Below are 19,012 nucleotides of genomic sequence, written 5' to 3' on the forward strand. Positions count from 1 at the left end.
GGAAGAAAATATGACTGACGCGGTAAAAATCTACCATAACCCTCGCTGCTCCAAGAGCCGCGACACCCTCAGCCTGCTGAAATCCAACGGCGTAGAGCCTGAGGTGGTGCTGTATCTGGAGACACCACCAGACGCGCAGACAATCCGCCAGCTCCTGCATATGCTGGGTATGGGCAGTGCACGTGAGTTGATGCGCCAGAAAGAGGATCTCTATAAGTCACTTAACCTGGACGACCCGCGTCTCACTGAAGCTGAGCTCGTGCAGGCGATGGTTGACAACCCGAAGCTCATTGAACGCCCAATTGTGGTGGCAAACGGCAAGGCGCGCATCGGGCGTCCGCCGGAAGATGTGCTCGACATTCTTTAAGCCTCGCGCCGCAGCCCTTCCAGGAAGGCCTGCGGCGTACTTTCCCCCAGTTTTTTTTGCGCTTTACCCCGGTTGTAAAACTCGCACAAGGTCATCAATAGCGCCCCCGCCGGTTCATCATTCACGCGCGGAATAATATCGCGTAAGGGCACTATCACCTGAAGTGCCCTGCAGGTACGTTGATGTGCCTTCACCGCAATGTTGTTAACAGCCAGCGTCGCCTCAAAACCAAAAGTCTCAATAGATTGTATAGCAGCCGGACACGCCGCCAGCACCTCCTGCGTCCAGGTATTCAGTCGTTGAGGCGACAGCCCCGCATAAAGCCGGGCATAGCACCAGCCGCTCACCGGCTCTCGCGCCCAAAGCAGATGCTGCTCCCCGCCGTCATCCATATGCAGCGACAAAGGCAAATGGTGCAGTTCCAGCGTATGGGGCGTAATACCCGCTTTCAGCGCCTTTTTCCCCTGCAAGGGGGCCCCTTTTTGCTTTGCAGCGGCTGGTTTGAGATAGCGGTTCAGGGTGGCGCGGGAAACAGCGATCCCCAGGACGTCGTTGACCATAAGCAGCAGGTCGTCCAACGGCGCACCCAGGATGTCACGCAGGGCATTCACCAGCGCAACCTGATCTTGTCTCATCGCTTTGTGTATCACTTTAGGCGTCGTATGGTTATCCGACACCTGGTCGCGATTGCGCCAGCGTCTGACGGTAGTGACCGAAATGCCCAGCTCGACGGCCAGATCTCTGTCGCTCTTATCCGACTGTTGAAGATAACGACGGATGCGCGGCGTCGTGGTCGCATTGGCGTGCAGTTTGATTTCCATCGCAACAAACTCCAGAACTAATCTTATGAGATTTATAATGCACCAGCGATTGCTTTGTGACCGATTTCACCTTTCACTCGCCGCGCTTCACTGATAATCCCCAGAGATAACATAAACAACACCTCTCAATCTTGTACGGAGTTCACAATGAACAATGTTCTGGGATTTCTTGAAGCAAAACTGATGCCGCTGGCGGCCAAAACGGCCCAGCAGCGTCATCTTGGTGCCATTCGCGGTGCCTACGTTTCATTCATGCCGTTTATCATCGTCGGCTCTATCCTGCTGGTGATCTCCTCCTTTCCCAATCAAACCTATCAGCAGTTTATGTCTCAGGCGTTTGGGGAAAGCTGGAGCGCGATTATCGAAATCCCGTTCAACGCGGTGTTCTCGACCATGTCGCTGTTTATTAGCTTCCTGGTCGCCTATCGCCTGGCTGAACACTATGGCGAAGACCGTATCTCCTGCGGCATTCTGGCGCTGGTCGCCTTTCTGATCCTGACCCCTTTTATCAAAGTGGCGGAACAGGGTGGCATCACCGTCATGCCGGTAGAGTGGATTGGCAGTAAAGGGCTATTCGTGGCGATGATTGGCTCTCTGCTTTGGACGGAGCTGTTCTGCTGGCTGAAGCGCAAAAAACTGGTTATCAGAATGCCGGATGGCGTGCCGCCAGCGGTGCAGGAGTCGTTCGCGGCGCTGATCCCTGCCCTCTTGGTGATGATCCTGGTGCTGATGATCCGCATCGGCTTTGAAAACACCCATTACAACACCATCCATCAGTTTATTTACGAGGTAGTGGCAACCCCGGTTCGCCACTACGGCACTTCCTATTTTGGCGCGCTGATGACGGTCTTCAGCATCACCATTCTGTGGTCAGTGGGCATTAACTCCGGTTCGATGATCAACGGCATTATTCGCCCGCTGTGGATGGAGAACCAGACCGATAACATCGCCGCCATTCAGGCCGGCGCCACCCCACCGCACATTATCACCGAACAGTTTTTTGACATGATCTGGATGGGCGGCGCAGGGGCCACGCTGTCGCTGGTGATTGCGATGCTGATTTTCGCCCGCAGTAAAAACATGCGCGAAGTGGCACGTCTGGGCGCGGGGGCCTCGGTGTTTAACATCAACGAGCCGATTCTGTTCGGCCTGCCGGTGATCATGAACCCGATCATGCTCATTCCGTTCAATCTGGTGCCGCTGGTGCTGGTCACCGTGCAGTACGTAGCAATGAAAATTGGTGCGGTCGCCGTCACCACCGGGGTGTTTATCCCCTGGACGCTGCCGCCTGTTATCAGCGGTTTTATCGTCACCGGGCATCTCAGCGGCAGCATCATGCAGCTTATCAACCTGCTGATTGGCGCCATGCTGTATCTGCCATTCATGCGTATCGTGGATAAACAGTACCGCGCCGCGGAGATTGCCGCCGTGACGCAAACCGACACCACCCTTGCAAAACAGGAGTAAAGCATGTGGGGAATTATCGCCACCTGGCGAATGGCGCTTGAAGGCGTCACCGAGTCGGCCTCTGCGCTGGCAGCAGGAAAACCGGTGGCTGCCGCGGTCGTGGATGCCGTTGCCGCCGTCGAGGACTTCCCGTTCTATAAATCGGTCGGCTACGGCGGGCTACCAACCGAAAATGGCGAGGTGGAACTGGACGCCGCCTACATGGACGGCGACACACTGGCGTTTGGCGCCGTGGGAAATCTGGTGGATATCGCCAATCCGGTACGCGTGGCGCAGGCGTTAAGCCGCCAGCGCTATAATAGCCTGCTGGTCGGCCAGGGCGCACGCGAGTGGGCATTGAGCCAGGGTTTTGCCGACAAAACGATGCTCACCGACCGGGCCATGCAGCACTACCGCAAGCGCTGCCGGGAGACGCTGGATAAAGGCTTAAGCCCCTACGATGGCCATGACACGGTCGGGATTATCGGTCTCGACAAACAGGGATCCATGAGCGTGGCGACCTCCACCAGCGGCCTGTTTATGAAAAAGCGCGGCCGACTTGGCGATTCGCCGATCATCGGCTCCGGCTTCTACTGCGACAGTGAAACCGGCGCCGCCACCGCCACGGGCGTGGGCGAAGATCTGATGAAAGGCTGCACCAGCTACGAAATTGTTCGCCGCATGGCGCAGGGGATGTCTCCGCAGCAGGCGGCAGATTCCGTGGTGTTCGAGCTGGAAGACAGGCTGATGTCGCGCTTTGGCCGCGCGGGGGATCTCTCCGTGGTATGCATGAATAACAAAGGTGAATTTGGCGCCGCCACCAACATTAAAACGTTCTCCTTTGTGGTGGCGACGGCACGCCAGCCGCTGACCGTGTTTCGCGCCGAACGCCTGCGGGAAAAAACGCACTATCAGGCGGTGGATGATGAATGGATGCAGGCCTATGCCGCACGGATCCGCGCACCGATTGAGGAGTAATGATGATGACGTATCAGCTGATAACCGCCCTTTCTGACGTAAAACCACACGGCCACCTCATCGCCCGCAGCTCGTCTACGCTGTTGCCGGACACGCCACTGATTGCGGAAATGCGCGGGCAAGATACCGTTGCCGACACCCGTTTTGGCTGTGCGCCTTTTGCGCGCATCACGCTGGTGCCGGATGCTCTCTGGCAGGATAGCCTTACCGAAGGATTGCTTACGGCACTCCGTCCGCTGCTAGCCACGCCCGTCAGCACCGACGTGGTCCTGGATGTCACCCACATTGACGACGTTGTGCTGCAACAGGTCCTGCGTTTTCTTTTTAATCAGTCACACAGGCTTAGCGATCTGCAGCTGAAGAAAGCGGACGATGTCACTTTGCGCGTTGAGCACTTTACCGCCCTCTGCCTGCCAGAACAGCAGGCGCGGCTGGACGTTATCTTCCGCCAGCAGCTCGCCATTGGCCGTGGAATGGTCGCCGCACGCCGTCTGGCCGATATCCCCTCCGACCGCTGCACGCCGCAGTTTATGGTGCAGGAGGCGCAGACGCTGTGCGCGGCCTTCCCTGCCCTGCGCTGTGAAGTGCTGGATGAAAAGCAGATCGTTGAGCAGGGTCTGGGGCTGCTTCACGCCGTTGGCAAAGGCGCCTCCTGCCCGCCACGACTGCTGGCTATTCACTATGACGGTGTTTCTGACGGCCCGGTGCGCTGCTATGTAGGTAAAGGCATTACCTTCGATACCGGCGGCCTGTGGCTCAAGGATGGCGCGGGCATGTACACCATGAAATATGACATGTGCGGGGCAGCGAACGTGCTGGGGCTGATGCTGACCGTTGCAGAGCTGGCGCTCCCCGTGCGCCTCATGGGCGTGCTGGCGCTGGCAGAAAACGCCATCGGCCCGGACGCCATGCAGCCTGGCACGGTAGCCAGAGCCTGCAACGGCACCACGGTCGAAATCAACAATACCGATGCCGAAGGCCGACTGGTGCTGGCAGACGCTATCGCCTGGGCCAGCCAGCGCCATCCGCAGGCGCGCTACATTATCGATATGGCAACGCTGACGGGTGCGGTGGTCAAAGCGCTGGGATATGAGCTGAGCGGGTTGATGACCCAGGACGAGCCACTGCGCCAGGCGCTGACGCAGGCAGGAAAACAGAGCGGAGATGAAGTGTGGTCCCTGCCGCTGGATGCGCGGCTGAAAAAGCAGACCGACAGCGCCATCGCCGATCTGTGCAATACGCCGCCCAACAATGCGGCGATCAGTGCCTCGGCGGCGTGGCTGCTGCATCACTTCTGCCCGCCGACAATCCCGTGGGCGCATCTGGATATTAGCGGTACGGCGCTGTGGCGTGAGGGTGGCAGAAGCGTGGCCTCAGGGAGGCCGATTCCGCTGCTGGTGGAGCACCTGATGGGAGATCTCTAGCCGGGTGGCGGCTACGCCTTACCCGGCCTACTCGATCCCGTAGGTCCGGTAAGCGCAGCGCCACCGGGCAAAAAAACTCAAAGCTTCAGAATATCTTTCACAAACGGAATGGTGAGCTTGCGCTGGGCGGTAATGGAGGCACGATCGAGCTGATCGAGCGTATCAAACAGCGTGCGCATTTCCCTGTCCAGACGCTTGAGCAGGAAGCGCCCTACGTCTTCCGGCAGTTCAAATCCGCGCAGTCTGGCGCGCAGCTGAAGCGCCTGGAGTTTGTCTTCATCTGACAGCGGTTGCAGTTTGTAGATTTGCCCCCAGTCGAGTCGGGAAGCCAGATCCGGCAGCCCCAGATTCAGCTGGCGCGGCGGACGATCGCCGGTGATCAGCAGCCGGGTTTTACCCGACTCCAGGATACGGTTATAGAGGTTAAAGATCGCCATTTCCCACGGCTCATCCCCCGCCACGCATTCGATGTTATCGATGCAGACCAGGGAGAGATGTTCCATTCCCTCCAGCACGTCAGGCACAAACCAGGTACGTTTATCCAGCGGTACATAGCCTACCGCATCCCCCCGCGCTGAAAGCTCAGCACAGGCGGCATGCAACAGATGACTGCGTCCCGCGCCTTCGCGTGACCAGATATAGATGTATCCGCTGTGATCCTGGCGCAGCACGTTCTGCAGTGCAGCCAGTAAAGAGGGGTTATCACCCGGCCAGAAACTCGCGAAAGTTTCGTCGTCAGGGAGATAGAGTGGCAGAGAGAGCTGTGCCGGTCCGTTCAGAAGTACCTCAACCAGATCTTACATAAAATCGGAACGGAGTTTAGCACGGAACCTGCCAGGAGAGAACCGGGCGGATCGTCCACCCGGTTTTACGATCAGTGTGACGCTTTTTCGCTTTCGTCGGCGTCCAGCACCACCTCTTCAGGGCGGATCACGGAAATCAGCTTGAAAATCAGGCTCAGGCCCACACCAACGATGGTCGCCAGCGCCATGCCTTTCAGCTCGGCCGCGCCGATGTGTACCTTCGCGCCGCTCACGCCGATGATCAGGATAACGGAAGTCAGGATCAGGTTCTGCGCTTTGCTGTAGTCCACTTTGGACTCAATCAGCACGCGAATACCGGATGCGCCAATTACGCCGTACAGCAGCAGAGACACGCCGCCCATCACCGGAACCGGGATGATCTGGATCGCTGCCGCCAGTTTACCCACGCAGGAGAGCAGGATTGCGATGATTGCCGCACCGCCGATAACCCAGGTACTGTAAACGCGGGTGATCGCCATGACGCCAATATTCTCACCGTAGGTGGTGTTTGGCGTGGAGCCAAAGAAACCGGAGATGATCGTCGAGAAGCCGTTTGCAAACATCGAACGGTGCAGACCCGGGTCGCGGATCAGGTCACGTTTGACGATGTTCGCCGTCACCACAAGGTGGCCAACGTGTTCAGCAATAACCACCAGCGCGGCAGGCAGAATAGTGAAGATAGCAAACCATTCAAAGCGTGGCGTATAGAAGGTTGGCAGGGCAAACCAGTGCGCCTGAGCAATTGGCGTGGTATCGACAACACCCATCACGAAGGAGAGTGCATAACCCGCCAGCACGCCGATCAGGATCGGGATAATCGCCATAAAACCGCGGAACAGCACGGAGCCAAATACCGTCACGCCCAGCGTCACCAGTGAGATGATGATGGTTTTGGAGTCCGGCGACTGCCCATCAGCAGGCAGCAGGCCAGCCATATTCGCCGCCACGCCTGCCAGCTCCAGACCGATGACGGCAACGATGGCCCCCATCGCCGCCGGTGGGAACATCACATCCAGCCAGCCGGTACCGGCCTTCTTCACAATGAAAGAGACCAGGCAGAACAACACACCGCACATGATAAAGCCGCCCAGCGCCACTTCATACCCCAGGGGCAGCAGCAGCAACACCGGCGAGATAAAGGCAAAGCTCGACCCCAGATACGCCGGGATTTTGCCTTTACAGATAAAGAGGTACAGCAGCGTCCCGATACCATTGAACAACAGCACGGTAGCCGGGTTAATGTGAAACAGGATTGGCACCAGCACGGTTGCGCCAAACATAGCGAACAGGTGCTGCAAACTAAGCGGGATAGTCTGTAAAAGCGGCGGTCTTTCACTCACCCCGATAGCACGGCGCGTCATAGTGTTTTCCTCTGAGATGGTTAGTTATGTGTGTTTTATTCAAAAAAAAGCCGACTTTCAAAGTCGGCTTATTTATCGTTATTCGATTATTTCGTACCAAAGATCTTATCGCCGGCATCGCCCAGCCCCGGGATGATGTACCCGTGCTCGTTGAGCCCCTGGTCGACAGACGCGGTGTACAGCTCCACATCCGGGTGTGCTTTTTCCAGCGCCGCGATCCCTTCCGGTGCCGCAACCAGCACCAGCACTTTGATGCTGCTGCAGCCTGCTTTTTTCAGCAGGTCGATGGTGGCAATCATTGAGCCGCCGGTCGCCAGCATCGGGTCAACCACCAGCGCCATACGCTCGTCGATGTTAGACACCAGCTTCTGGAAGTACGGAACCGGCTCCAGGGTTTCTTCATTACGGTAGATCCCCACCACGCTGATACGCGCGCTCGGTACGTGCTCCAGCACGCCTTCCATCATGCCAAGACCAGCACGCAGGATTGGCACCACGGTAATTTTCTTACCTTTGATCTGCTCAACCTGCACCGGGCCGTTCCAGCCTTCGATGGTCACTTTTTCCGTTTCGAGGTCAGAGGTCGCTTCGTAGGTCAGCAGGCTGCCGACTTCAGATGCCAGTTCGCGAAAACGCTTCGTGCTGATGTCATGCTCACGCATCAGGCCCAACTTGTGTTTAACGAGTGGGTGTTTCACTTCCACAATCTTCATTCTCTTTCTCCTCTGAGGTGGCATCCGCAAAAAAATCGCGGGATTATACCGCTTTTTTCGGATTAGGCCATACCCATCTTGCTTGACGTATATCAAGCAAAGTGATTTAGAGACAAAAAAACCGGAGGCGAGACTCCGGCTTGGGTGCGGGGTTCTGCCCGGTGGCGCTGCGCTTACGCGGGCCTACGTGAAGTGTAGGTCGGGTAAGCGTAAGCGCCACCCGACAATTACAGGTTATCGCCGTTGCTCGCAATCACCTGCTTATACCAGTCAAACGACTTTTTCTTGCTGCGGTTCAGCGTGCCGTTCCCTTCGTTGTCTTTATCAACAAAGATAAACCCGTAGCGTTTCTTCATCTCGCCGGTGCCGGCAGAAACGAGATCGATACAGCCCCACGGGGTGTAGCCCATCAGATCCACGCCATCTTCCACCACCGCTTTTTTCATCTCGCGGATGTGCGCCGAGAGATAATCAATGCGGTACTGGTCGTTCACCGTGCCGTCGCTCTCCTGCACGTCAATCGCGCCGAAGCCGTTCTCAACGATGAACAGCGGCAGCTGGTAGTGATCCCAGAACCAGTTCAGGGAGTAGCGCAGGCCAACCGGGTCAATCTGCCAACCCCAGTCAGATTTCTGCACGTACGGGTTGGAGACCAGGCTCTTGCTTTCATCGTAATCCAGTTCCGGGTTATCCGCCGTCGCTTTGGTGGCGAAGGACATGTAATAGCTAAAGCCGATGTAATCCACGCAGCCCTGCGTGAGTGCCGCTTTGTCTTCTTCGGTAATGTCCAGCGTGAAACCACGACGCGCAAAGTAGTTAAGCAGATGCTGCGGATACTTGCCGCGCACGTGAACGTCGGTGAACCAGTAGCGACGATGCATCGCGTTCATCGCCATCATGATGTCGTCAGGCGCGCAGGTCAGCGGATAAATGGGGCACATGGCAATCATGCAGCCGATCTGCAGGGAAGGATTAATCTCGCGCCCGGCTTTTACCGCCAGCGCGCTGGCCACCAGCTCATAGTGCGCGGCCTGGAACATCACTGGCTCACGGTCTTCACCCGGCGCATACTTCAGCCCGGAGTTGGTAAACGGCGCAAAATCTTCGTGGAAGTTAGCCTGGTTGTTAATCTCGTTAAAGGTCATCCAGTACTTCACCTTATGCTGATAGCGCTGGAAGACCGCTTTTGCGAAGCGGACAAAGAAGTCGATCAGCTTACGGTTGCGCCAGCCGCCGTACTCGGTGACCAGATGATACGGCATCTCAAAATGCGATAGGGTGATAACCGGTTCGATGCCGTATTTGAGGCACTCATCGAACAGGTCATCGTAGAATTGAAGGCCCGCTTCGTTCGGCTCCAGCTCATCCCCTTTCGGGAAAATACGCGTCCAGGCAATGGAGGTACGGAAGCATTTGAACCCCATATCCGCAAAGAGTTTGATGTCTTCTTTATAGCGATGGTAAAAATCGATGGCTTCGTGGTTCGGGTAATTTTTTCCTGGCAGCACGCCGTCGGTGATTTCACGCGGCACGCCGTGGGCGCCAGCGGTCATAACATCGGCGACGCTTACGCCTTTACCGCCCTCTTTCCAGCCACCTTCCAGCTGGTGCGCGGCCACCGCGCCGCCCCACAGAAAACCTTCTTTAAATCCTGACATACTCTTTCCCTCATTCGATGTTGCTGATTGCTGACGGATACTGCTGTCTGAAGTGGTAAACCGCGCCGACAAGACCGGCCCGGTTGCCGTGGCTGACGACATCGGCGATATCCGCGATGCCAAACCACGCAAGATGGGTGCGAAGCAGATCCCTAAACCCGGGCCGCTCCGCGATACCGCCGCCAATGAAGATGGTCTGCGGGTCGAACACATTCGCCAGGTTGTAGAGCCCTGTCGCAATGCCGTTAAGAAAATCATCCACCAGGCGGCGGCATACGGTGTCGCCTGCGTCATAGCCATCAAAAATGGCCTCGCCGGTGACGCTCTCAAGCGTCAGACCATGAAAATCGGCATAGCGCTTGCGAAGCGTGCGTAACGTGCAGTTTTCATTCATGGAGTGGCGGGCAACACGTCTTGAGTCTGCCCTTTCCGTGAGCATGTAGCCGAACTCTCCGGCGCGAAAACGCGCCCCGTGAACCAGCCTGCCGTTGCAGAAAATCGCCCCGCCGATCCCGGTGCCGATGGTCAGTACCAGAAAGTTATCGATATCTTTCGCCTTGCCCTGCCAGCGCTCCGCCAGCAGCACGCAGTTAGCGTCATTCTCGACGGTGACCGGTAAACCCGTTTTCGCCTCAAGCCAGCCTTTCATTGCGAACTGGTCGAAGCGGCGAATGGCCCCGCCCATCTCAATAAAGCCGGTATGCGGATTAACATACCCCGGCGCGCTGATGGCGATCCCCTTAAGCCCGGGATGGGCCGTTACCCAGTTCAGCATCTGCGCAAGAATGGCGTCACCGTCGCTGTTCCTGATGGCGGCCTTATCCGTTTGCAGTAGCTCTCCCTGCGCTGTCGCAATGCCCATTTTTAACGCGGTGCCACCGATATCAAATGCGGCGATGTTCATGGCCTTCATTCCTCCTAAATGAAACTGAAACCGGTTTCATTTCATGATGTTCATTCCCTAAACCGCATGCAAGCAGATCGCCGAAACCGGTTTCATTTTCGTGAACGGAGTCAAGTTTGCGCGCCGCCGGGGGCGGAGCAGAAAAAAAGATCCTCGCGCCGAGAATAGGCTCGCAAACGTTTGCCTGGACTGTTAGAATTGCGCCGATTTTTCTTACTAGCTATGCAATCGCGTGGGGACTTGAGCCGTGACCAACAAAACTTCTCTCAGCTACAAAGATGCCGGTGTTGATATTGACGCAGGTAATGCGCTGGTTGACCGAATCAAAGGTGTGGTGAAAAAAACCCGCCGCCCGGAAGTGATGGGTGGTCTGGGTGGCTTCGGCGCACTGTGCGCGCTGCCGCAAAAATATCGTGAACCTGTTCTGGTCTCGGGTACTGACGGTGTAGGCACAAAACTGCGCCTGGCGATGGATTTAAAACGTCACGACACGATCGGTATCGATCTGGTCGCGATGTGTGTAAACGACCTGGTGGTACAGGGCGCTGAGCCGCTGTTCTTCCTCGACTACTACGCGACAGGCAAACTGGATGTGGATACCGCAGCCAGCGTGATCAACGGTATTGCCGAAGGCTGTCTGCAGTCTGGCTGCGCGCTGGTTGGCGGTGAAACCGCAGAAATGCCAGGCATGTATCACGGCGAAGATTATGACGTCGCAGGCTTCTGCGTGGGTGTGGTAGAAAAATCAGAAATTATCGACGGCAGTAAAGTGGCTGATGGTGATGTGCTGATTGCGCTGGCCTCCAGCGGCCCGCACTCTAACGGCTACTCGCTGGTGCGTAAAATCCTCGAAGTAAGCGGTTGCGACCCACAAACCACCGAACTTGAAGGTAAACCTCTGGCTGACCATCTGCTGGCACCGACCCGCATCTACGTGAAAAACGTGCTGGAGCTGATTGAGAACGTTGACGTTCACGCCATTGCCCACCTGACCGGTGGCGGCTTCTGGGAAAACATTCCGCGCGTACTGCCGGACAACACCCAGGCGGTAATCGACGAATCGTCCTGGCAGTGGCCAGCGGTCTTTAACTGGCTGCAAACCGCGGGCAACGTGAGTTCTCACGAAATGTACCGCACCTTTAACTGTGGCGTAGGTATGGTGATCGCCCTGCCAGCGAGCGAAGCGGATAAAGCCGTTAAGCTGCTGACGGACAAAGGTGAAAACGCGTGGAAAATCGGTATTATCAAAGCTTCCGATTCCGAACAGCGTGTGGTCATTGAATGAAAAACATCGTGGTGCTCATTTCCGGCAACGGAAGCAATTTGCAGGCCATCATTGACGCCTGCAAACAGAAGAAAATCAATGGCACCATTCGGGCAGTATTCAGCAACAAGGCCGACGCGTTCGGCCTTGAGCGCGCCCGGGAAGCAAACATTCCCGCGCACGCGCTGGAGGCCAGTCAGTTCGCTGGCCGTGAAGCGTTTGACCGCGAACTGGTTCAGGAGATTGATGCCTACGCGCCGGACGTTGTGGTGCTGGCGGGGTATATGCGTATCCTGAGCCCGGCATTTGTCGGGCACTACGCCGGGCGTCTGCTGAATATCCACCCTTCGCTTCTGCCGAAATATCCCGGCCTGCACACCCATCGTCAGGTGCTGGAAAACGGCGATGAAGAGCACGGGGCCTCGGTGCATTTCGTGACCGATGAGCTGGACGGCGGACCGGTGATCCTGCAGGCGAAAGTCCCGGTCTTTGACGGCGACACCGAAGACGACATCACCGAACGGGTGCAGAGCCAGGAACATGCCATTTATCCACTGGTGGTCAGCTGGTTTGTCGACGGGCGTCTGGCGATGCGCGACGGTGCTGCCTGGCTGGATGGCGTGAAACTGCCCCCGCAGGGTTACGCGGCCGAAGAGTAGTCTGTTCTGTCGGGTGGCGCAGCAGCGCTTACCCGACCAACAAAGCGCATTACCCGATATTCCCTTCTCCAACCTTCTAAAATCTCCAACAAAAAAATAACTGTCATACTTTTCTGGCACTGTTGGACATATCGTGGAAATGCTCGCCATAATAAGGACGAGACGGATTTACCACGTCCTGTGATTGAACTGGAGTGTGAGCTGTAATGGGTCAGGAAAAGTTATATATCGAGAAAGAGCTAAGCTGGTTAGCATTCAACGAACGCGTACTCCAGGAAGCGGCGGACAAAAGCAACCCGCTTATTGAGCGCATGCGTTTTTTGGGCATTTATTCCAACAACCTTGATGAGTTCTACAAGGTTCGCTTTGCCGAGCTGAAACGGCGGATCATCATCAGCGAAGAGCAGGGCTTAAACTCTCACTCTCGCCATCTGTTAGGCAAAATTCAGTCCCGCGTGTTGAAAGCCGATCAGGAATTTGACGGCCTCTATAACGAGTTGCTGCTGGAGATGGCACGCAATCAAATCTTCCTGATTAACGAACGTCAGCTCTCCGTTAACCAACAAAACTGGCTGCGCCACTACTTTAAACAGTATCTGCGCCAGCACATCACCCCTATTCTGATCAACCGCGAAACCGATCTGGTGCAGTTCCTGAAAGATGACTACACCTACCTGGCGGTGGAAATTATTCGCGGTGAATCCATCCGTTACGCGCTGCTGGAGATCCCGTCCGACAAGGTGCCACGCTTTGTGAACCTGCCGCCGGAAACCCCGCGCAGACGCAAACCGATGATCCTGCTGGATAACATCCTGCGCTACTGTCTGGACGATATCTTCAAAGGCTTCTTCGATTACGACGCGTTAAACGCCTACTCGATGAAGATGACCCGTGACGCCGAATATGACCTGGTGCACGAGATGGAAGCCAGCCTGATGGAACTGATGTCCTCCAGCCTCAAGCAGCGTCTGACGGCCGAACCGGTGCGCTTTGTCTATCAGCGTGATATGCCAGACGCGATGGTGGAAATGCTGCGCGACAAGCTGACTATCTCGCGCTATGACTCCATCGTGCCGGGCGGTCGTTACCATAACTTTAAAGACTTTATTGGCTTCCCGAACGTCGGCAAAGCCAATCTGGTGAATAAACCGCTGCCGCGCCTGCGTCATCTCTGGTTCGATAAGTTCCGTAACGGTTTCGATGCCATCCGTGAACGCGACGTCCTGCTCTACTATCCGTATCACACGTTTGAACACGTGCTGGAGCTGCTGCGTCAGGCCTCCTTTGACCCGAGCGTGCTGGCAATCAAAATCAATATTTACCGCGTGGCGAAAGACTCCCGCATCATCGACGCGATGATCCACGCCGCGCACAACGGCAAAAAAGTGACCGTGGTGGTTGAGTTGCAGGCACGTTTCGACGAAGAGGCCAATATCCACTGGGCGCGCCGTCTGACGGAAGCGGGTGTACACGTTATCTTCTCCGCCCCGGGGCTGAAAATTCACGCCAAGCTGTTCCTTATTTCCCGTAAAGAGGGTGACGACGTGGTGCGCTATGCCCACATCGGTACCGGGAACTTTAACGAGAAAACCGCACGAATTTATACCGACTACTCGCTGCTGACCGCCGACGCGCGCATCACCAACGAGGTGCGCCGGGTGTTCAACTTTATTGAGAACCCGTACCGCCCGGTGAGCTTTGATTATCTGCTGGTGTCACCGCAGAACTCGCGCCGCCTGCTGTACGATATGATCGACAAAGAAATTGCCAACGCCCAGAAAGGCTTGTCGTCCGGCATCACGCTGAAGCTCAACAATCTGGTCGACAAAGGTCTCGTGGACAGACTCTATGCGGCGTCCAGCTCCGGCGTTCCGGTTAACCTGCTGATCCGCGGCATGTGCTCCCTCATCCCGGAACTGGAAGGTATCAGCGATAATATTCGCGTCATCAGCATTGTCGACCGCTACCTGGAGCACGATCGGGTCTATATTTTCGATAATGCGGGAGATAAACAGGTCTATCTCTCTTCGGCAGACTGGATGACGCGCAATATTGATTATCGAATTGAAGTCGCAGCGCCACTGCTGGATCCGCGCCTGAAACAGCGTATTCTCGACATTATCGAGATTCTGTTTAGCGACACGGTGAAAGCGCGCTATATCGACAAAGAACTCAGTAACCGCTATGTACCGCGCGGCAACCGCCGCAAAGTGCGGTCGCAACTGGCGATTTACGACTATATCAAATCACTCGAGCAACCCGATTAACCTATGCCGATAAATGATAAGACCCCACGACCACAGGAATTCGCCGCGGTCGACCTTGGTTCTAACAGTTTCCACATGGTCATCGCCCGTGAGGTGGATGGCGCGCTGCAGATCATCGGTCGTCTGAAGCAGCGCGTACACCTGGCAGATGGTCTTGATGAACGCAGCATGCTCAGCGAAGAGGCGATGGAGCGCGGCCTGAACTGCCTGTCGCTGTTTGCCGAACGCCTGCAGGGCTTCTCACCCTCCAGTGTCTGCATTGTGGGAACGCATACCCTACGCCAGGCGCTGAATGCCCCTGAATTCCTCAAGCGTGCGGAAAAAGTGATCCCCTACCCCATTGAGATCATCTCCGGTAACGAAGAGGCGCGTCTGATTTTTATGGGCGTTGAGCACACGCAGCCGGAAAAAGGCCGCAAGCTGGTGATTGATATCGGCGGCGGCTCCACAGAGCTGGTCATTGGCGAAGACTTTGAACCGCGTCTGGTGGAAAGCCGCCGTATGGGCTGCGTCAGCTTTGCGCAGATGTATTTCCCGGGCGGTGCGATCTCGCGGGAAAACTTCCAGCGGGCGCGCATGGCCGCCGTTCAGAAGCTGGAAAATCTGGCCTGGCAGTACCGTATCCAGGGCTGGAACGTCGCGCTGGGGGCCTCGGGCACCATCAAAGCGGCCCATGAAGTGCTGCTGGCGATGGGTGAAAAAGACGGTTTTATCACCCCCGAACGCCTGACGTTGCTGACCGAAGAGGTGCTGAAACATAAAAGTTTCGACGCGTTAAGCCTGCCGGGTCTTTCCGACGAGCGTAAAGCGGTGTTTGTACCGGGGCTGGCTATCCTGTGCGGCGTATTCGATGCGCTGGCCATTAAGGAGCTGCGTCTCTCTGACGGCGCGCTGCGTGAAGGCGTGCTGTATGAGATGGAAGGCCGCTTCCGCCATCAGGATATTCGCAGCCGCACCGCGCAAAGCCTGGCAAACCAGTACAACATCGACCGCGAACAGGCGAAGCGGGTGCTGGAAACGACCGTACAGATGTACGATCAGTGGCAGGAGCAGAATCCGAAGCTTGCCCATCCGCAGCTTGCCGCCCTGCTGAAATGGGCCGCGATGCTGCACGAAGTGGGGCTGAACATTAACCACAGCGGCATGCACCGTCATTCCGCCTACATTCTGCAAAACAGCGATTTGCCGGGCTTCAACCAGGAGCAGCAAACCATGATGGCGACGCTGGTGCGCTATCATCGCAAAGCCATTAAGCTCGACGATCTGCCGCGCTTCACGCTGTTCAAGAAAAAGCAGTTCCTGCCGCTTATTCAGCTGCTGCGTCTGGGCGTGCTGCTGAATAACCAGCGTCAGGCCACCACCACGCCGCCTACGCTGAAACTCAAAACGGATGACCATCACTGGACGCTGAGCTTCCCGCACGACTGGTTTAGCCAGAATGCTCTGGTTCTGCTGGATCTGGAAAAAGAGCAGCAGTACTGGGAAGCGGTCACCGGCTGGCTGCTCAAAATCGAAGAAGAGAGCGCCGACGTCGCGGCGTAACGGCTCAGGCGTCCGTCAAGGACGCCTCTGCCTCCAGCAGTGAATCAAGTGCCACCGGCCGACCTATCAGATAGCCCTGCACATAGTCGATACCGAGCGCGTGAACCGCGCTACGTATCTCTTCGGTCTCCACATATTCCGCAACCACCAGCATCTTTTTCATTCGCGCTAAATGGCAAATAGAGGCCACAATCTGGTAATCCAGGCTGTTGCTGACGATATTGCGAATAAAGCTGCCGTCAATCTTGAGGATGTCTGCGTCCACGCTTTTCAGCCGCGCATAGCTTGCATAGCCGGTACCAAAATCATCTATCGCAATGCGTACGCCCATTTTTTGTAGCTGCCGGAGGGTATGCATCGCCTGCTCCGCGCTGCCGAAGGTACTGCACTCGGTCACCTCGAAGATCAACTGCCACGCCTCCACGGCGTATTTATTCAGAAGACGGCTCACCTCCAGCGGGAACTGAACCCGACAAACGGTTGAGGGCGCAAGATTAATGGCAAAGCGCTGGCCGGGCAGCCTGTCACGGTGTTCGGCCAGGAAACGCAGCGTGCGCTCCAGCACCCACAAATCGACCCGCGACGACAGGCCAAACTCCTGAGCGATGGGCAGGAACCGATCGGGAGTAAGTAACGCGCCATCCGCATCCGGCATCCGCAGCAGCACTTCATGATAGCGATCGCCACGCAGGCCGCGAACGGGCTGCGCCAGCAGGGTGAATTCGTTGTTGTCGAGTGCCTTTTGCAGGCGGCTCATCATCGCGATTTTATCCTTCAGGCTGCGCTGCAGATGGACAGCACCACGCTGCTGAAGGTTTTCCGGGTGGTTGGTTGAGAGCGACAGATCGGCAATGACTCCGAGCTCCCCCAGCACCAGATAGAGATGGTTCACGGGTGAGCGTACATAGCAGTAACTCATGCCCACCTGCGGCTGAAGCGGCATGCCATCCCAGATAAAACGGAACTGTTTGATATGCTCATCCAGCGTCTCGATTCGCTGCTGGTGCGATTCCGCGTTGAGTCGCACCGCCAGATCATACCCGGTAAGGTGATACACCCGCTCATTGGGCTGGAGTGTGCCATTAACCCACTGTGCCAGCTGCTGTTTGTATAAAATTCGCAGCAATACGCCATAATTTCGGCCCAGCACTTCCAGTTCAGGAATACGCAGTAAACAGAGCGCCGACCACGGGTTCCGGGCCAGATCGCGTAACAACGCCCGCAGGTTAGGCATATGGACAACCGGGTCGAGGAGCGCCAGCCTGCGGGAGCGCTTATTCACGGTACGCTGGCGGGTCGACAGCATCGACATATAGACCACCACAAACGAGAAGACCAGGTAGCTGGAAGAGGTGATCGCCAGTTGAATGTCGTAGCCCTGATTCACAGGGATATAACGGTAAAAATAGTGAATAGAGACCAGCAGGACCGGCGTCCAGATGAGGGATGTCAGCCTGTAACCAAAGCGCATCGCGCCCCAGAGCATCACCGGCATCAGGAGCGACAGCGTGTAGTTAGTGGTGAAGATAGAGCTGTTCTCATTCATTGGTATCAGCAGCAACAGCAGCAGCCCGCCCAGTATGATCAACCAGACCAGAAACTCGATGAGCGTCACCTTTTTATCTATCTGCGCGCGGCTCTGTGAAATCAATGCCCTGAAGTAACGCGGATGGCGAATCAGCCGGATTATCAGGTAACTCAGCGGTACGCCCGTTAAGCCGCTGACCAGCAGCGCCTGATAGTTGATCAGCGTGTGAATATTAAGCGGGTTCAGCCCCGCCAGGCTCTGGCGACTCTCATACACGCCCAGATAAACCGCAAACTGAAACAGCACCAGAAACAGCGTTGCCGGACATAACACCTGCCAGAAAATGCGCTGCGCCATCAGCCGTATATCGCCGTAAGCCGTCATATTGCGTCTGGGGGCAAAGACGCGATAACCGCCCCAACTCAGCACTAAGGGAATAATAAAATGGAAGATCCCGGCAACGGTTTCAAACAGCCCAACTTGCGGGTAATAGCGAATAAACAGCGACAGCACTATTCCGGGAATAGCCCCAACGCCGAAAAACAGCATTAAGGTGAGCAGGAAAAAGAGCGGCAGATAATAGAGTGCCACAATGCCGTCGCCCAGTTGCGTCAGGGTATTGGCCGCGCTCAGCACGGGCAGCAACACCACCGGTAAAATAAGCGGCAGCGCCCACCAGCGGTCTTTATTCTGTTTCAGGAAAGCAATAGTGTTCATAGATGCCCGGTTAAACCCCTTTCTCCTGAGGGAAAATGAAGACAGGCATCCGACCTGACGTACGTGCTGCCCGCAAACACCCGGGGCAAGCAGTATGGAGGAGGGATTTTAAATACCACTGCGGGGAATCCGTTGACTTAAATCAAACTATTTAATTCAAAATTTCCTTTCTTCTGTTTTTTTCCGGTTAATTTTCTTCGTGTTATCAATATCGTAAATGCAATTATTATTTTTAATAACATCGGTTAATGTATATGTTGACGGTTATTTACACATCGCAGAATTGACCCACCCTTCCCGCTGTGCCTTAATATCCGCGTCGCCCAAAAGGGTATGTCCAGGAAAAACACAGTGAGTCAGGCCACACGTATGCGAAAACGACATCGATTTAACACTCGAATGACCCGCATCATATTGCTTATCAGCTTCCTGTTTTTCTTTGGCCGCTTCGTTTATTCCTCCATTGGTGCCTGGTATCACCATCAGGACAAACTTCAGTCGCAGCAAACGGGTCTGGTGGTCGACGCACCCGTGCGCTAGTCAGAATGTCGGGCTTCCCT

At 56.0% G+C, this 19,012-nt stretch carries 16 protein-coding genes; 9 read left to right on the top strand and 7 right to left on the bottom strand.

The window, feature by feature from the left end:
* Positions 1-10: 10 nt before the first annotated feature.
* Positions 11-367 (top strand): arsenate reductase (glutaredoxin), encoded by a 357-nt coding sequence (arsC, locus tag ACQG19_RS17940; protein WP_013098232.1) that lies wholly within the window; start codon positions 11-13, stop codon positions 365-367.
* Here the strand turns inward: arsC and ACQG19_RS17945 are convergent.
* Complete coding sequence (locus ACQG19_RS17945; RefSeq protein ID WP_246931979.1) at positions 364-1,188, bottom strand: XRE family transcriptional regulator; 825 nt, start codon at positions 1,186-1,188, stop codon at positions 364-366. The two genes, arsC and ACQG19_RS17945, sit on opposite strands and share 4 nt — an antisense overlap.
* A 147-nt stretch (positions 1,189-1,335) precedes the next feature.
* Here ACQG19_RS17945 and celB point away from each other — a divergent pair, with 147 nt between their 5' ends.
* From celB to ACQG19_RS17960, 3 genes are read left to right on the top strand one after another with little or no spacing between them, the layout of a single operon-like run.
* Positions 1,336-2,655 (top strand): PTS cellobiose transporter subunit IIC, encoded by a 1,320-nt coding sequence (gene celB, locus ACQG19_RS17950; RefSeq protein WP_020689980.1) that lies wholly within the window; start codon positions 1,336-1,338, stop codon positions 2,653-2,655.
* Between the two features lie 3 nt (positions 2,656-2,658).
* On the top strand, positions 2,659-3,612 hold the full coding sequence (locus ACQG19_RS17955; RefSeq protein ID WP_023620392.1) for a N(4)-(beta-N-acetylglucosaminyl)-L-asparaginase: 954 nt from the start codon (positions 2,659-2,661) through the stop codon (positions 3,610-3,612).
* Between the two features lie 2 nt (positions 3,613-3,614).
* Positions 3,615-5,036, top strand: a complete 1,422-nt coding sequence (locus ACQG19_RS17960) for a leucyl aminopeptidase family protein (protein WP_222168862.1) — start codon at positions 3,615-3,617, stop codon at positions 5,034-5,036.
* Positions 5,037-5,113: 77 nt separating this feature from the next.
* On the opposite strand, the gene ACQG19_RS17965 is transcribed toward ACQG19_RS17960, so the two are convergent.
* The 5 genes from ACQG19_RS17965 to bglK form a co-directional block, all read right to left on the bottom strand.
* Positions 5,114-5,815 carry a DnaA inactivator Hda gene (locus ACQG19_RS17965; RefSeq protein WP_211944493.1) on the bottom strand — a complete coding sequence of 234 codons (702 nt, stop codon included), beginning with the start codon at positions 5,813-5,815 and terminating at the stop codon, positions 5,114-5,116.
* Between the two features lie 95 nt (positions 5,816-5,910).
* The gene (uraA, locus tag ACQG19_RS17970) at positions 5,911-7,200 is read right to left on the bottom strand and encodes a uracil permease (RefSeq protein ID WP_013098238.1); all 1,290 of its coding nucleotides are present in this window, start codon (positions 7,198-7,200) and stop codon (positions 5,911-5,913) included.
* Between the two features lie 86 nt (positions 7,201-7,286).
* Entirely contained in the window at positions 7,287-7,913 is a 627-nt protein-coding gene (gene upp / locus ACQG19_RS17975) for a uracil phosphoribosyltransferase (protein WP_003860560.1), read from the bottom strand.
* A gap of 227 nt (positions 7,914-8,140) precedes the next feature.
* Positions 8,141-9,571 (bottom strand): 6-phospho-beta-glucosidase, encoded by a 1,431-nt coding sequence (locus tag ACQG19_RS17980; protein WP_161657329.1) that lies wholly within the window; start codon positions 9,569-9,571, stop codon positions 8,141-8,143.
* 10 nt (positions 9,572-9,581) lie between these two features.
* The gene (gene bglK / locus ACQG19_RS17985; protein ID WP_246931981.1) at positions 9,582-10,475 is read right to left on the bottom strand and encodes a beta-glucoside kinase BglK; all 894 of its coding nucleotides are present in this window, start codon (positions 10,473-10,475) and stop codon (positions 9,582-9,584) included.
* Between the two features lie 247 nt (positions 10,476-10,722).
* On the opposite strand from bglK, the gene purM reads away from it, so the two are divergent.
* From purM to ppx, 4 genes are all read left to right on the top strand, one after another.
* Positions 10,723-11,760, top strand: coding sequence for a phosphoribosylformylglycinamidine cyclo-ligase (gene purM / locus ACQG19_RS17990; protein WP_013098241.1), 1,038 nt, complete (start codon positions 10,723-10,725; stop codon positions 11,758-11,760).
* Positions 11,757-12,398, top strand: coding sequence for a phosphoribosylglycinamide formyltransferase (gene purN / locus ACQG19_RS17995; RefSeq protein WP_246931983.1), 642 nt, complete (start codon positions 11,757-11,759; stop codon positions 12,396-12,398). Before purM ends, purN begins: the two co-directional genes overlap by 4 nt.
* 206 nt (positions 12,399-12,604) lie before the next feature.
* Positions 12,605-14,665 (top strand): polyphosphate kinase 1, encoded by a 2,061-nt coding sequence (gene ppk1, locus ACQG19_RS18000; protein ID WP_013098243.1) that lies wholly within the window; start codon positions 12,605-12,607, stop codon positions 14,663-14,665.
* 3 nt (positions 14,666-14,668) lie between these two features.
* The gene (gene ppx / locus ACQG19_RS18005; protein WP_014832869.1) at positions 14,669-16,207 is read left to right on the top strand and encodes an exopolyphosphatase; all 1,539 of its coding nucleotides are present in this window, start codon (positions 14,669-14,671) and stop codon (positions 16,205-16,207) included.
* Positions 16,208-16,211: 4 nt separating this feature from the next.
* On the opposite strand, the gene ACQG19_RS18010 is transcribed toward ppx, so the two are convergent.
* On the bottom strand, positions 16,212-18,452 hold the full coding sequence (locus tag ACQG19_RS18010; RefSeq protein WP_350389293.1) for a bifunctional diguanylate cyclase/phosphodiesterase: 2,241 nt from the start codon (positions 18,450-18,452) through the stop codon (positions 16,212-16,214).
* Positions 18,453-18,803: 351 nt separating this feature from the next.
* Between ACQG19_RS18010 and ACQG19_RS18015 the strand changes: the two genes are divergently transcribed.
* Positions 18,804-18,992 carry a YfgG family protein gene (locus ACQG19_RS18015; protein WP_086528036.1) on the top strand — a complete coding sequence of 63 codons (189 nt, stop codon included), beginning with the start codon at positions 18,804-18,806 and terminating at the stop codon, positions 18,990-18,992.
* Positions 18,993-19,012 lie beyond the last annotated feature (20 nt).

The organism is Enterobacter cloacae complex sp. 277I4 (assembly GCF_050031465.1).
Taxonomy (GTDB): domain Bacteria; phylum Pseudomonadota; class Gammaproteobacteria; order Enterobacterales; family Enterobacteriaceae; genus Enterobacter; species Enterobacter cloacae.